Source organism: Paenibacillus sp. 2TAF8, assembly GCF_052114825.1.
In the GTDB taxonomy this organism is placed as follows: domain Bacteria; phylum Bacillota; class Bacilli; order Paenibacillales; family Paenibacillaceae; genus Paenibacillus.
In genome coordinates this window covers 354,490-368,403 of record NZ_JBFRFN010000002.1, presented here as the reverse complement: position 1 = coordinate 368,403, position 13,914 = coordinate 354,490, and the positions used below count along the sequence as shown (strand labels likewise).

At 42.6% G+C, this 13,914-nt stretch carries 14 protein-coding genes and 1 pseudogene; 12 read left to right on the top strand and 3 right to left on the bottom strand.

The window, feature by feature from the left end:
- Positions 1–148 precede the first annotated feature (148 nt).
- The 7 genes from AB4Z30_RS03710 to AB4Z30_RS03680 all read left to right on the top strand — a co-directional run bounded on the left by AB4Z30_RS03710 (position 149) and on the right by AB4Z30_RS03680 (position 5,561).
- The gene (locus AB4Z30_RS03710; RefSeq protein WP_441923395.1) at positions 149–493 is read left to right on the top strand and encodes a YojF family protein; all 345 of its coding nucleotides are present in this window, start codon (positions 149–151) and stop codon (positions 491–493) included.
- 20 nt (positions 494–513) lie between these two features.
- Complete coding sequence (gene bshB2, locus AB4Z30_RS03705) at positions 514–1,191, top strand: bacillithiol biosynthesis deacetylase BshB2 (RefSeq protein ID WP_441923393.1); 678 nt, start codon at positions 514–516, stop codon at positions 1,189–1,191.
- 191 nt (positions 1,192–1,382) lie between these two features.
- Positions 1,383–2,807, top strand: a complete 1,425-nt coding sequence (locus tag AB4Z30_RS03700) for a right-handed parallel beta-helix repeat-containing protein (protein WP_441923391.1) — start codon at positions 1,383–1,385, stop codon at positions 2,805–2,807.
- The gene (locus tag AB4Z30_RS03695) at positions 2,804–3,406 is read left to right on the top strand and encodes a nitrous oxide reductase accessory protein NosL (protein ID WP_441923389.1); all 603 of its coding nucleotides are present in this window, start codon (positions 2,804–2,806) and stop codon (positions 3,404–3,406) included. The genes AB4Z30_RS03700 and AB4Z30_RS03695 overlap by 4 nt, the downstream gene beginning before the upstream one ends.
- 23 nt (positions 3,407–3,429) lie before the next feature.
- Positions 3,430–4,251 (top strand): ABC transporter permease, encoded by an 822-nt coding sequence (locus tag AB4Z30_RS03690; RefSeq protein WP_441923387.1) that lies wholly within the window; start codon positions 3,430–3,432, stop codon positions 4,249–4,251.
- Entirely contained in the window at positions 4,244–4,957 is a 714-nt protein-coding gene (gene ccmA, locus AB4Z30_RS03685; protein ID WP_434751239.1) for a heme ABC exporter ATP-binding protein CcmA, read from the top strand. Before AB4Z30_RS03690 ends, ccmA begins: the two co-directional genes overlap by 8 nt.
- Positions 4,958–4,970: 13 nt before the next feature.
- The gene (locus AB4Z30_RS03680) at positions 4,971–5,561 is read left to right on the top strand and encodes a TlpA family protein disulfide reductase (RefSeq protein WP_434751238.1); all 591 of its coding nucleotides are present in this window, start codon (positions 4,971–4,973) and stop codon (positions 5,559–5,561) included.
- 114 nt (positions 5,562–5,675) lie between these two features.
- Here the strand turns inward: AB4Z30_RS03680 and AB4Z30_RS03675 are convergent, their stop codons facing one another.
- Complete coding sequence (locus tag AB4Z30_RS03675; protein WP_441924241.1) at positions 5,676–6,014, bottom strand: hypothetical protein; 339 nt, start codon at positions 6,012–6,014, stop codon at positions 5,676–5,678.
- Positions 6,015–6,059: 45 nt separating this feature from the next.
- Positions 6,060–6,194, bottom strand: a pseudogene (locus AB4Z30_RS03670) (TetR/AcrR family transcriptional regulator); the annotation flags it as partial.
- Positions 6,195–6,398: 204 nt separating this feature from the next.
- Here AB4Z30_RS03670 and AB4Z30_RS03665 point away from each other — a divergent pair.
- Together AB4Z30_RS03665 and AB4Z30_RS03660 are read left to right on the top strand one after the other, a co-directional pair.
- Positions 6,399–7,913 carry an FAD-dependent oxidoreductase gene (locus AB4Z30_RS03665; protein WP_441923384.1) on the top strand — a complete coding sequence of 505 codons (1,515 nt, stop codon included), beginning with the start codon at positions 6,399–6,401 and terminating at the stop codon, positions 7,911–7,913.
- Positions 7,914–8,139: 226 nt separating this feature from the next.
- Positions 8,140–9,699 (top strand): IS1182 family transposase, encoded by a 1,560-nt coding sequence (locus tag AB4Z30_RS03660; protein WP_441923382.1) that lies wholly within the window; start codon positions 8,140–8,142, stop codon positions 9,697–9,699.
- A gap of 127 nt (positions 9,700–9,826) precedes the next feature.
- Here AB4Z30_RS03660 and AB4Z30_RS03655 read toward each other — a convergent pair whose 3' ends face one another.
- Entirely contained in the window at positions 9,827–10,399 is a 573-nt protein-coding gene (locus tag AB4Z30_RS03655; RefSeq protein WP_441923380.1) for a flavin reductase family protein, read from the bottom strand.
- A 244-nt stretch (positions 10,400–10,643) separates the two neighbouring features.
- Here AB4Z30_RS03655 and AB4Z30_RS03650 point away from each other — a divergent pair, with 244 nt between their 5' ends.
- From AB4Z30_RS03650 to AB4Z30_RS03640, 3 genes are all read left to right on the top strand, one after another.
- On the top strand, positions 10,644–10,988 hold the full coding sequence (locus AB4Z30_RS03650; RefSeq protein WP_441923378.1) for a winged helix-turn-helix transcriptional regulator: 345 nt from the start codon (positions 10,644–10,646) through the stop codon (positions 10,986–10,988).
- A 311-nt stretch (positions 10,989–11,299) separates the two neighbouring features.
- Complete coding sequence (locus AB4Z30_RS03645; RefSeq protein WP_441923376.1) at positions 11,300–11,983, top strand: MBL fold metallo-hydrolase; 684 nt, start codon at positions 11,300–11,302, stop codon at positions 11,981–11,983.
- 329 nt (positions 11,984–12,312) lie between these two features.
- Positions 12,313–13,737, top strand: a complete 1,425-nt coding sequence (locus AB4Z30_RS03640; RefSeq protein ID WP_441923374.1) for a glycoside hydrolase family 1 protein — start codon at positions 12,313–12,315, stop codon at positions 13,735–13,737.
- Positions 13,738–13,914 lie beyond the last annotated feature (177 nt).

Here is a 13,914-nt window from a genome sequence, read left to right as displayed (position 1 = left end):
TTGAAAAATAGAAATAAATGCGAAAGAAAGTTCATGTTTTAGAGGACAAATTCCTGTCATTCTATGCATCGAGGCAGCTTTAAATGTATATTCCTTCTTGCATATGATAAAATGGAATTCATACTTTACATGAAACAGGGAGGCCGTCATGCAACTGATACAACCACAAGATATTCAGCTTCGGCTAGATCGCCTTGTTAATCAGGATGTATACATGCATCTTGAAATGACAACAGGTGCTTACGCTCAACATTACGATAGTTCACGGCATCCAGCTTCGGCTTTTATCACCAATGCGTCCATTCGATATACACAGGGCTCTATTTCAGGTGAGGGACCCTACCGTGTCGGTCTGAAGACGACAGATGGCTGGGTCTATGCTGAAGGACTCACCCATATTGATGAGCAGGAACAAGATAGATTGATTATGGCCGGCCATGACACCCAGGGCAAACTGGTTGTGGCTCTGCAGCTGAGCCGGGAGAAGTTCTAATGGGAGCGGAGGAACAACATATGACAAAGAATGCACACGATGAGCACCAACGCATCCTGGTGGTTTATCCCCATCCAGACGACGAAGCATTCTCGGTATCGGGCACGTTAGCTAAATACATTGATTCTGGAGCACAAGTTACATATGCTTGTCTGACTCTGGGTGAGATGGGGCGTAACATGGGCATACCGCCGTTTGCGAACCGCGTGACCCTGCCATCGATCCGCAAAGATGAGCTTATTGAAGCTGCTAGTGCGATTGGTATTCAAGATTTAAGGATGCTTGGTTTTCATGATAAAATGGTAGAGTTTGAGGATCCTCAATTGCTGGATGGCAGCATTATGGCTCTTCTTGAGGAAATAAAGCCATCACTGGTTTTTACATTTTATCCTGGATACAGTGTTCACCCCGATCATGATGCAACAGGAGCTGCAGTGATCAGGGTTGTCAGCCGCCTACCGCTGGAAGAGCGTCCTGTCGTTCACTGTGTAGCTTTTTCTAATAATCACGAGCAGCATATTGGCAAGCCAGATGTGACTGTAGATGTCTCCCAATTTTTGGAGCAAAAGCTGGCCTCGATTCGTGCCCACCGCTCGCAGTTTCAAGCTGCAGAGTTGCTTGGTAATCGCAAGCTGAACGACGAAGAACTTCAAGCACGCTTTGGACATGAACGGTTCTGGACCTATCGATTTGCATAAGTTGAAACTTACTAAAGTCGCCAATTTGGCGGCTTTTTTTCATTCAATCACAATTTGGACACAAAAGAAAGCAAGCTATAGCCTATTGGGGCTATATGGGGAATTTATCATTTTCGATACACTGTGTGGAGGACTGGGATAATGCTTTACTGCGGCAACAATAAGAAGGAACGGAGGAGAGTGGTGATGATATGAATGCAAAATACAAGGATAAAAATATGAACACTGATAAACGATTCAGGCTCGGCCAACTCCATCTGGTCGCCCTCATCGTAATCGGACTGGGGCTCCTTTCAGTGTTTCTAACTACAGTGAATGCCACTGGAGTCACTGGAGATCGTGAAACTATCCCGCTTCAACCGATCATAGATCAAGCGGATGCCGGAGCGGTTATTCATCTTGAATCTGGTCGATATTTAGGGCCTGTTGTCATCTCTAAATCGCTAACTCTAATTGGGGATGATTCGGTTACCATCGATAATGATCAGGATCAAGGAGCGATATCCATTAAGGCTGAAGATGTGATACTGCGAGGTTTTACAATTGAACATAACGGACGTCAGCCAGCAGCAGCCGTGCAGATTACGGGAAGCAATAACGAAGTATCTGAACTAAAGCTTCATACTAAGGGGGCTGGTTTGCTTCTACGTGATGCGACTGCTTCTGTAATACGAAATAATACGATTGAATGGGCAGGTGCAAGCACAGCATCCAGTAGTCAAAAAGGCAACGGGATTGATCTCTACAATTCGCATAACAGTAGGATTGAAGGGAATCAGATTGAGGGCGTGCTCGATGGTATCTATCTGGAGAACAGCCGAAACGTAGTGGTGAACAATAATCGTTTCATACAAACCAGGTACGGCATTCATTGCATGTATATCGATGGATCATCTGTTACGAATAACACCGGAGAAGGCAACATGACAGGTGCCATGATCATGGGTGTTAAAAATACGGATGTGTCAGGTAATACGTTTCGTAAACAAAGTTCAAATGTTCATTCCCAAGGGATTTTGCTCTATGACGTGCATCAGTCTAAGATCCGCAGCAATACAGTGGAGGGCAATCGTGTAGGCATGAATATCGCTGAATCTACGGAAAATGAAATCGATGACAACGACTTAATCCGTAATTTCGTTGGAATCCAGTTGGTACTCGCTGAAGGAAATCAATTTACGAAAAATCGATTTGTTTCCAACGTTATTGATGCCTCGACAATGGACAGCAAGGATAATATTTTGAAAGAAAACTATTGGGATTCCTTTCAGGGACTGGACCTGAATCATGACGGAATCAGCGAGCTTTCCTATGCAATCAACCCGTTCTATGAACAATTAATAAGTAGAAATGCGGCATATCAGCTCTTTTTTCAATCACCAGGCATGGTCTTTCTGAGTGACTTGCATTCGGAAGGTAAAAGCAACTGGACAACAGATGAATCACCGCAAATGAGCATTGTGAAAAAGCATACTGATGTTGCAGGAACATCCGGAAATTTTGGGACAGATGTAAGTAATGTGGAAAGCCGTTCAAGTTTGGTTATGATAATCAGTTTACTTTTACTTGGCTTGTCTGCAAGTACGATGATTTATATGGGGGTATGGAGAAAATGAATAAACGATGGATTTTGGCAATGGTGTTGCTTTTAGGTACTGTGATATTAACGGCTTGTGGGCAGAAGTATGCGGCAGTGCCCATTAATGAGGACGTGGATATATGTGCGATCTGTAACATGCAAGTGAAGGATGATGCGTTTGCTACACAGCTTACAACGAAAGACGGTAAAAACTTCAAGTTTGATGACCTTGGCTGCATGAATGAATGGAAAAAAGAAAATGGCACAGACAATATTGGCATGGACTATGTGCGAGATTATAACGATAAAGAATGGATTGAATTCAATAAAGCGACTTATGTTTATGATGCTTCGCTTAGAACACCTATGACTTACGGGATTGTCAATTTCAAGGATAAAGCTTCTGCTGAAGCATTCGTTGCGGAGCAAGGTGTGGGCAAGATCATGTCAGCAGAAGAGCTCACTTCTCATGACTGGACTCAGAACATGGATAAAATGAAAATGGACGAGGAAGGGCACGGACATGGTCATGATGAAGATGGGATGAAAAAAGATTCGGAGCATGATATGGGTGAAAATATGAGCAAAGATATGCATCAAGAAGGTGAGTCGAAAGAAGGATCAGACAGCCACTGATGCTGACAGGGGGTGGTGAAGAGATGTCTGACATGTTACAAATAGCTAAAAGAGAGTTAAAAACGGGGTTTCGTAACCCTTGGTCGTACTCGTTTCTCGTTCTTTTTTGCACATTTAGCTTAAGTTTATTGCTTCTCAATGCGCAGACTCCAGTACAAGGATACTCGGGCACGACAGGGTCTATGCTGAACCTGATTCTGTATCTTTTACCGTTGATGACACTATTTCTGGGTTCATTCTCGTTGACTGCTGAAAAAGAAGACGGAAGCTGGCAGCTTCTATCTACGTATCCCATCGGCACGTTATCCTTCATAACAGGGAAATATCTTGGACTAGCCGCGGTATTACTACTCATCGTGACATTTGGCTACGGCCTGATGGGTCTAGTTAGCGGGTTGCTTGGCAATCCGATCGATCTGCTGACATATCTGTTGTTTCTGGCATTCTCTTGCGGACTTGTACTGTTATTTCTGAGCATTGCTCTCTGGATTGGGTCTTTGTCGCGTAATCGCTGGCAAGCATTGACGATTTCTGTATCGGTCTGGTTTTTCGCCGTTATTGGCTGGCCAACATTATTGCTTGCGATATTGGGGCTAATGCCGTACCTCTGGATCAAACCGATGCTAGTGGTGTTAACTTTTCTGAATCCGGCTGAATTGGTACGTCTATTTATCGTGATCAAGCTGGGCGGCGGTTCTATACTGGGACCTGAGTATTATCAATGGGTGACGTGGGTGCAACAGCCATGGGGAAGTACGATATTTATCGGGATCTGCCTGTTATGGGTAAGCTTTTCTATCCTCATGGTCTACGCCATCTGGGAAAGGGGGCGCTCGCGTGCTTGAATCGGAAGTTATGGTAAACGGACTAGTTAAACAAATCAAAAAACAAACCATCGTCCAAGATATCTCCTTTCATCTCGGTTCCGGTCAGGTGCTCGCCGTATGCGGTGGAAACGGTGCAGGCAAAAGTACCTTACTGCGTATGCTTGCAGGCATTCTGCGTCCAACGTCAGGGGAGATTATGGTAAATAACGTACGCTGGTCACAGGATCGCAAGCGGTATGCGAATCAGATTGGGTATATGCCGGATGACTATCAGTTCAGCCAGGGACTTACAGCCGAGGAAGTTTTGTCATTCTGGGCTTCTCTGCGTAAACTTCCCCGAAAGAGAGTGGAGGAAGTATTAGTGATGGTTGGACTTGGCGAGCAAAAACATAAACGGGTGACCACCTTTTCCAAAGGGATGCGGCAACGTGTATTGTTTGCCCAGGCGATGCTTGCAAAGCCCGCTCTTCTGATCATGGACGAACCTACCAATGGATTAGATCCCTTTTGGATGCAGGAGTTTATACATTTGCTGAGAGGGGTCAAACAGGAAGGACACATGGTTGTATTCTCCACACATCAGCTTGAAGTGGCGAATGACATTGCAGATCAGGTGATGTTTATGAATCAGGGATGTAACGTCGGGGAAGGTACCGTAGAAGATATTCGGAATCAGTATGGTTCACTTCATGCTGCTTTTCATCAGAGTCTGGGATTAAAGTGAAGGTGATGTGATCATGCAAAACAAGCCGCAAAGCATGGGTACGAGCAGTGCGCAACAGGACGTACAAAAGAAAGTGGCGAAAATAAGACGTATCGTTACGATGTTTATTGCACTGACAGCATTGGTTACAGGGGTATGGGCTGTGCTGGCGAATTTATCGAACTCTGATTCAAAAAGCAACAATCCTATTCAGGCAGGGGAAGAGGCTCCTGATTTTACAGCTTTTAATTCCAAAGGCGAGCAAGTCCAATTGTCTAATTACCGGGGCAAAGCCGTGATGATTAACTTCTGGGCATCCTGGTGTACGCCTTGTGTAAGGGAAATGCCCTTGGTTCACGAGCTTGCTCAGCAAAATGAAAACAGCGTGGAGACACTGTTTGTCAACGTGGGGGAGAGCAAAGGTACAATTAACGAGTTTATGAACAGCCATCAGTTTGATTTTCCGGTGATCGTTGATGCGACAGGTAAGGTATCCAAGCTGTACCGTATCACGGGCATGCCAGCCACAATGGTTATTGATCGAGCCGGGCAGTTCAGCCATATCTTGCTTGGTGAACTGACAGAGGATATTCCCTTACAGCAATGGCTGGAGGAGAGTATGTGAATGTTGACGATTAGTCAATTAGGCTTCACAAACCATCGCTTTCAGTAATAACACTTTAAGAGAAAAAATAAACTCACTCTAAAATCAGCAATTGATTTTAAAGTGAGTTGTTTGCTATTCCAACATGATTTTCTGGTTCACCATTTGATAGTAATACTCATCCATCTGTTCTGCCGTAACATCTTCTTCAAGATGATATATCCACCACGTAACAAGTAAACTTATGACCCCTGAATGATATTCGGCTAAAAGTTCTATGGGAGGTGAAAATGGTTTACCTCTTCTTTTCAGTTCCAGAAAATCTCTTCTCGAAATATCCCCGATATAATTTTTGAAAAATTCAGTGAATCCCTTGTCATTCTTCTGATTTTGAACAATCGGCTCCAGTAAATTCTCCAACATGATTCTGGATAGACTTTGCAAAGGCTGCCGTAGCCGATCTTCTATATTCATGTGTAAATAATCATGTAACACCCAAGTCAGAATTGAGTGTAACAGCGCAAATTTATCCTCAAAATGCTTGTAAAATGTGGTGCGGTGAACCATCGCTCTGTCGCATATTTCATTAATCGTGATATTGCTGAATAATTTTCCTTGCTCGGTTAACAGGTCTTTAAAGGCAGTAGTTAACAACTTTTGAGTTCGGGCAACTCTTAAATCAACCTTTTTCTCTATAATTTTATCTACACCTCTTCCATATCGTAGTTTAACTATACAGCATATCTATATTGATTCTTACCAGAAGAGAGATTTTGATTATATATTGGTATTATAAGTAATATTTTAAATAAACAACAAGTGTAGAATAAATAATTTTGAAGAAAGGATGAAGTAATAATGTCTGACATGAAAAAAGCGGTAGTCATTGGAGCTGGGATAGCGGGGCTGATTACAGCGAGAATGTTAGCTGACTATTATGAAGACGTATATGTTATCGAAAGAGATGAATTCCCTGAGGAGCCGTCGAACCGGCAAGGGGTACCTCAATCTTTTCATCCACACCGTGTACAACCACGCGGTGCGCTGATTTTGGAACATTATTTCCCAGGATACAATGAAGAATTGATAGATTTAGGCGCAATCTCTTCACACGATGAGAGGATTGTTGTTAGCAATCGGTACGGTACATTGGTGAATAAGGAGGATGCCTCCTCCTTTAAAATTGCATCGTGCAGCAGAGCTTTGCTGGAATGGGTGCTGCGCAAACGAATCCAGGATATTTCTCATATCAGCTTCTTAACAAGCGTGGAAGTTACCGGGCTAATGGTCTCTGAAGATCAGGGCTTCATTACAGGCATTTACACCAAAGAGAGAAACGGGGAAAAGCGAGAAGAACAACTTCCAGCGGATATGGTTATTGATGCCTCAGGTCGTTCATCCAAATTGATCAGATGGCTTGATCAGATTGGATTGTCTGTGCCGGAACCGGAAGTGCTGAAGGTATCTCTAGGTTACAGCACTCGTTATTACAAAATAAAATCCTCTATTCCAAATGAATTTGTGATGTCTGATTCAGATCCTGAGCAAGATATTCGTGCAAGCATATTTATGCGCACCGAGGATGATATCACTGGACTCATTCTTTTCAATGCAGGAGGAGAGACGTATCCGTCCACTCAGGCGGAAGAGTTTCAAGAACAAATCAAGCATCTGTTTGCTTCAGATAAAATTGTAAAGTTAATGGAGCAGTTAGAGCCTCTGCATGGGCCAAGGGGGTACCGCATTTCCGAGTCTGTTCGCCAGCACTTTGAACTCATGGAAGATTGGCCTGCTGGATTACTTGTTCTTGGCGATGCATTTTGCAGCTTTGATCCCATTCATGGACAAGGTATCACCGTTGCTGCAATCGAAGCGGAAACGATAGGAAAATGTTTGGAAGCACAGCGGATGCATCCTGATCCTCAGTTTGAGCGGGAGGTATTGCTTCGGATGCAGAAGGCCATCGAACCAGCTTGGTGGCTTAGTTCTGTAGCTGACATGCGTTGGAAAGGAGTGGAACATGGCGGGTCTTTCGAACTGAAAGGAGTTAATTTTGCTCAGAAATATATCAACTTATTTACGAAGCAAGCGATGAAAAAAGCGGATCAGGAACAAGATAACCATCTCTTTTTTATGCAATTCCTAATGAATGCGCTGATCCTTCCGCCAAGTAAATATTTTAATAGTGACGTGCTGAACATGATTCTGAACGACGATGGTTCAGAAGAGGAATTGGAATTAAGGGCAGAGCTTGGTGTACAAGATCCTGATTTGTTCCAGCAAAGATTGGATGAGATTCTCCCATCATTTGAACTGGAGTATGATGAGCAGATTAAAAAACTGCTGGAATCACTTCAGCCTGCGATGAGCTAACGCATAGATTTATAAAGGAGTACCAGCTTCCTTAACCATAGAACAGCCTTTCAAAAGGAATTTGACTTATCCATTAATAGTGAAAGATGGGCTCGGTTTCAACGGGGCTGTCCCATAAGTCATAAAAGACTTGGGATAGCCTCGTTCTCCAAAATTATACAACAAAAAGAAGCCTTTCCTTGGTAAAATGGAAGTGTCGAGCTACCACTTTTAAGGAGGGCTTCTTTTGTACATTCAATATACCATGGATCAACTTTTCTTGCCAATGGATTTGGAGACAGATATCCCCGAAAATCACCTCGTGCGTGTCGTGAACGAGGCTGTTCATCGCCTTAGCGACTCCATTTTCTCCGCCGCATACCCTGGTGGTGGCCGTCATAGCTATCATCCTAAAATGCTTACCAAAATCATCATCTACGCCTACACTCAGCGCATCTATTCTTCCCGGCAAATCGCCAAGGCGGTTTGCGAAAATATCATGTTCATGTGGCTCGCCGGGCGACAGCAGCCAGACTTCCGTACCATCAATCGCTTTCGTTCCGAGCGGATGAGAGAGGTCCTCGAAACCGTGTTTACCCGTGTTTTGGAGTTGCTGGTTCAAGAACAATATGTATCATTAGATCACTATTTTCTGGACAGAACCAAGCTTGAAGCGAGTGCGAATCGCTACACCTTTGTATGGAAAAAAGCCGTCGTCAAGCATCAGGCCAAGCTGCAAGAAAAAGTACATACCCTGTTTCAAGCCATCGAAGAGGCAGAAAACGATGAAGATGCCCTCCACACGGGGGACGACCTGCCTGAACTTGGCGAAGCCTCGGCGCTCACGGCGGACAAGCTCGAGCAAGCCGTCCAGCAATTGGAGGAAAAGCTAAGCGAGAAACCAAAGAACAAAACCTTAAAAAAAGCCGTACGCCAGTTACGGAAGGACTTGCTACCCAGGCTGCAAAAATATGAACAGCAGATTGAAACTGCTGGCGAGCGCAATAGCTACAGCAAAACCGACCCGGATGCGACGTTCATGCGAATGAAAGAGGACCACATGCGAAATGGTCAATTAAAGCCTGGATACAACGTACAGATCGGAACAGAAAATCAGTTTGTTTTGGGCTACAGTGTACATCAGCGGCCCACGGATACCAGATGTCTGAAACCCCATCTGGATCATCTGGAAGAAATGCTGGGCCAAAAACCAAAGACCGTCATTGCCGATGCGGGGTATGGAAGCGAAGAAAATTACAGCTATCTGGAAGAAAAAAATATTCAGGGCATCGTGAAATACGGGACGTATCACAAGGAAAAAACAAGGGCCTTTCAGCGAGCCATCGGTAAAATGGACAACTGGAGCTACAATGAAACGTCAGATACATGGACTTGTGCAGCTGGACAGACGTTGCATTTTCGGGTTGAAAGCCGGGCGGCCACAGAGAGTGGCTACACGATTCGCACACGTCATTACCAGAGTGAGGATTGCAGCCAGTGCCCTCTAAAAACGACATGCACCAAGGCTCAGGGAGATCGGCAAATCGCAATAAGTCTCACCTACATGCGGCAAAAAAACGAGATGCGAGAACGACTACGTAGCGAGGAAGGATACACCCTATCGGTTCGACGCATGATTGAGCCAGAAAGTGTGTTTGGACAAATGAAAAACAATCGGGGATTTCGAAGATTCCTGCTTCGCGGCTTGCGAAAAGTAAGCCTGGAGGTCGGGTGGCTTTGCCTTGCCCACAATCTGCTCAAAAAAGCAGCAATGGCAGAAAAACGTAAACGAGACCAAGCAGGATGAACCTCTGCTTGGTCTCGTTTGACGTCTCGGTGTTCATTCTCTTCACCGATGTTTGTTTTTAAGGGCTTTTGAGACAGCCCCTATAGTACAGGCAAGAATTACTATGAGATTTTCTTTACCGATTTATTTAGTCTTTACCAGGTCCATGATTAAATTTGGTACCTTTACCAATAGCATAGAATTGACCACCAGCAACATAGTGTATTGTTCGCAATTCATCAGGAGCATCATCAAAAATCCAATGCCCGTTGTTGAATACTCGATCATCACTCCAAGCACCGACAATTTCACCCATGAAAAGATCATGTTCTTGTTCATTCACAGCATTTGGGATAACCTTGCATACTAGCCAGCCAGCGGAACCTTCAACTAGTGGTAAATCAAACTCTTCTTGGTAAAATAGTGGGATATGATCAAGTTTGTTGTCCATTTCTTTAGAACTGTGCTCACCAACATACAACACGGTTTCCATTTGTTGAACAGTTGGAATGTGTACTACATAGTAACCACTCTTTTCAATAAGATCACGTGTGAAAGCTTGTTTGCCGATAAATGCCATCACTTTATTATTTCCAACCAGACCGACCCAAGCGGCTGCCATTACATTTTCAATCCCATCGTGTTTAGCAGAAATCATGGTTGTCGGACCTACTTGCAATAAACGGTATGCTTTCATTAAATCAACAGGTTTAATTGCCATTATTTGTTCTCCTTTTCATTTAAGACAGATTCATCTACTGCTATATTGACCATCTTGCCGACAGTAACTCGTAAGTAGATACCATCAAAAGTGGCACGGGATAGCCATAACCAAAAGTACGTGGACTGAAATCTTATATAGCTTAAAATACCTCCGTTCAGTTATGAGGTATAGTATAATGGAAACATGAAAAAAGAATAGTATGCACTTTTTAGTGAGATACTATCAAAAAGGAGAGCATTGAATGATTCCAATTAAAACTAAAAAGGAAAAAGAAGACAGTAATGAATCATTTGTGTATACCTTATCGCTAATAAGTGGTAAATGGAAATTACATATTTTATTCTTACTATTGAAGGAAGATATTATGCGTTACGGTGAGTTGAAAAAAGCGCTTCAAGGAATTACTCACAAAATGCTTAGCAATCAATTAAAAGAGCTAGAGGCTGATTCGCTCATTACACGCCATGAATACTCACAAGTACCACCTAAAGTTGAGTACTACCTTTCAGAACGTGGCAAGTCCCTCATTCCTGCTCTGCAAGAGCTTTGCAAATGGGGAGTAGATCATATGGATGATGAACAATAAGTTGCGAGTCATTGACTTAAGGTGTTATCAATTGTATTGTTGAAACTGCCAATTACCAGAGTGAAAATCATCTTTATCAGAGTGAGTATGACGACCGCACTAAATAGTGAGAAACCCGGGTGAATGATAACCTTGGGTTTCTTTTGTTTTCAAATGAAAACGTACAAAAAAAGAGGAAGAGAGGGCATCTCTTTTTAGGTGCTCTTGTAGCAAAAAGTACAAACCAATAAGAGAGTGAGTGTAAAAAGGGTTGACTTATTGCTTACTTTAAGTAATATAATATGTTTACTAAATTGAAGGAGCGAATGTCTATGTCTCAACCGAATAATGGAATTAAAGCAATAAAACTTGAAATGGAATATTATGGGGAACCATTTATAGTATATCCAGCATTGTTATGGGATGAAGAGAATGTAGTACTTGTTGATACCGGTATTCCTGGGCAATTGGCACAAATCCGTACGTTACTTGAAAAAGAAAATTTCAGTTTCGATAAGCTGACGCATATCATCATTACGCATCAAGATGGGGATCACATTGGCAGTCTGCCCGAATTAGTTGAGGCAAGGGGAAACGGGCTTATGGTGCTCGCTCATGAGGAAGCTGTACCTTATTTGACAGGAGTCACTCCGCTTATTAAAAGTAAAGATTTTGCACCGCCTGTGCGCGTTCATACAGCATTAAAGGATAGAGACATTTTGCCCTTAGCAGGTGGTATTCAGGTGATCTTTACACCAGGACACACACTAGATCATATGTCGTTGTATCATATCCCAAGCCAAACGTTAATTGCTGGCGATGCTTTAAATTCAAAAGATGGTTCTCTTTTGTCTTTTGATAACGAACAAACGTTGGACCATACGACTGCGTTAAAGTCGATTGCCAAACTGTTAGAGCTTGATATTAAAAAAGTGATTACGTATCATGGTCACGAAGTTACGAATCAGATTAAGGAAAATCTTCAGAACATTGTAGATATGAGACCTACCATCTGACCTTTAAGTTGGGAGAAAATGAATGGAATAACTTATCATGATGAAGTCGTCATTTTGACGGCTTTTTTAGTTTGTTACTTATTATGATGACGTAGTTGAATTAAAGTTACCTTAAGCTTGCACACAGTAATCTTTAGAAACACTGTGTTACTTTTATGTTACAAATGTGAATCTCTGATACCTTGTACTAAATACGAAATAACATGTATTTTATGCATTAATCTATGTAACATAAGTTGTGAAAACAAATACATGATAAAAAACTGATAAAGCGAGATTCGTTTTATATGCAGATCCGCTGAAGGTTTAAAAGAAAGGTGGCTTACCAAATGAGTAATACATTTCAATTTCCTAATGGTTTTTTGTGGGGAGGTTCCGTCTCTGCAAACCAAATAGAAGGTGCATATCAAGAAGATGGAAAAGGACTTTCCATTCAGGATATCATGCCAAACGGCATTCAGACACCTCCGACGATTGAGCCAACAGAGGATAATATGAAGTTATTTGCGATTGACTTCTATCACCGATATAAAGAAGATATTAAACTCCTTGCCGAAATGGGCTTCAAAGTTTTTCGTACGTCTATAGCTTGGTCCAGAATCTTCCCGAAAGGGGATGAACTTGAGCCAAACGAAAAAGGCCTCCAATTTTACGACAACCTCTTTGACGAGTGCCGGAAATACGGGATTGAACCTCTAGTTACGATCTCTCATTATGAGACTCCTCTACATCTCGTTAGGGAATACGATGGATGGGCGAATCGAAAAATGGTCGATTTCTATGAACGATACGTGCGAACCATTTTTGAAAGATACAAAAACAAAGTGAAGTATTGGCTCACATTTAACGAGATTAACTCTATTCTTGAACACCCGTTTGCAAGTGGCGGGATTAACACGCCTAAGGATCAACTTAGCAAACAGGATCTTTACCAAGCAGTTCACCACGAGTTTGTTGCAAGTGCACTGGCAGTTAAAATAGCGCATGAAATTAACCCAGAGTTAAAAGTGGGTTGTATGGTCATTGCTATGCCGATTTACCCTTTGACTCCTGACCCTAATGATATGATCAGAGTGATGGAAGCGGATCATAAGAACACAGGTTTTACGGATGTTCACGTGCGTGGTTATTACCCGGGTTACATGAAACGTTATTTGAAAGATAATGGGATTACCATTCATTTCGAGCCTGGTGACGAAGAAATTTTGAAAAATACCGTTGACTTTATTTCCTTTAGCTATTATCAAAGTAGTTGCGAAACGGCTGATCCTGCCAAGCAAATTAAAGGAGAAGGAAACCTGATTGGTGGTGTTCCTAATCCGCTCTTGACCGCGAGTGATTGGGGTTGGCAGATTGACCCTCAAGGCTTAAGGTACATCATGAATGCGATGTATGATCGTTATCAGAAGCCATTGTTCATCGTTGAAAATGGATTAGGAGCCGTAGATGAACTCATTACGGACGAAAATGGTAACAAAACAGTTAATGATGATTATCGCATTAAATATTTGAAGGAGCACTTGCTTCAAGTCGCTGAAGCCATTCAAGATGGTGTTGAATTAATGGGATATGCATCATGGGGTTGTATTGACTTGGTTAGTGCAACAACTGCAGAAATGAAAAAACGGTATGGATTCATCTATGTAGATCGTCATGATGATGGTTCAGGAACATTGGAACGCTATCGTAAGAAGTCTTTCCATTGGTACAAAGACGTCATTGAGAGCAACGGAAGTAGCTTGTTTCGTGAATAGCAATAAGGCAATGAACAAGTGAAAATTTTGCTTAGAGAACGTCGAAAGAATACCGATGACTGTTGAGGAACATGAAAAGTCGCTAACTTAAAAGTCGCTAATCTAGCGGCTTTTTTAGTGTCCCCAGCAGGGACGCTATCTATAGGTTAAAGTCCCGAGTGGCGAAGCCAGCGTTAG

Excerpts from the sequence above, each read along its gene's own strand:
- AB4Z30_RS03710 (WP_441923395.1), top strand. The coding sequence starts at position 149 with ATGCAACTGATACAACCACAAGATATTCAGCTTCGGCTAGATCGCCTT.
- bshB2 (WP_441923393.1), top strand. The coding sequence starts at position 514 with ATGACAAAGAATGCACACGATGAGCACCAACGCATCCTGGTGGTTTAT.
- AB4Z30_RS03700 (WP_441923391.1), top strand. The coding sequence starts at position 1,383 with ATGAATGCAAAATACAAGGATAAAAATATGAACACTGATAAACGATTC.
- AB4Z30_RS03695 (WP_441923389.1), top strand. The coding sequence starts at position 2,804 with ATGAATAAACGATGGATTTTGGCAATGGTGTTGCTTTTAGGTACTGTG.
- AB4Z30_RS03690 (WP_441923387.1), top strand. The coding sequence starts at position 3,430 with ATGTCTGACATGTTACAAATAGCTAAAAGAGAGTTAAAAACGGGGTTT.
- AB4Z30_RS03680 (WP_434751238.1), top strand. The coding sequence starts at position 4,971 with ATGCAAAACAAGCCGCAAAGCATGGGTACGAGCAGTGCGCAACAGGAC.
- AB4Z30_RS03675 (WP_441924241.1), bottom strand. The coding sequence starts at position 6,014 with ATGAATATAGAAGATCGGCTACGGCAGCCTTTGCAAAGTCTATCCAGA.
- AB4Z30_RS03665 (WP_441923384.1), top strand. The coding sequence starts at position 6,399 with ATGTCTGACATGAAAAAAGCGGTAGTCATTGGAGCTGGGATAGCGGGG.
- AB4Z30_RS03655 (WP_441923380.1), bottom strand. The coding sequence starts at position 10,399 with ATGGCAATTAAACCTGTTGATTTAATGAAAGCATACCGTTTATTGCAA.
- AB4Z30_RS03650 (WP_441923378.1), top strand. The coding sequence starts at position 10,644 with ATGATTCCAATTAAAACTAAAAAGGAAAAAGAAGACAGTAATGAATCA.
- AB4Z30_RS03645 (WP_441923376.1), top strand. The coding sequence starts at position 11,300 with ATGTCTCAACCGAATAATGGAATTAAAGCAATAAAACTTGAAATGGAA.
- AB4Z30_RS03640 (WP_441923374.1), top strand. The coding sequence starts at position 12,313 with ATGAGTAATACATTTCAATTTCCTAATGGTTTTTTGTGGGGAGGTTCC.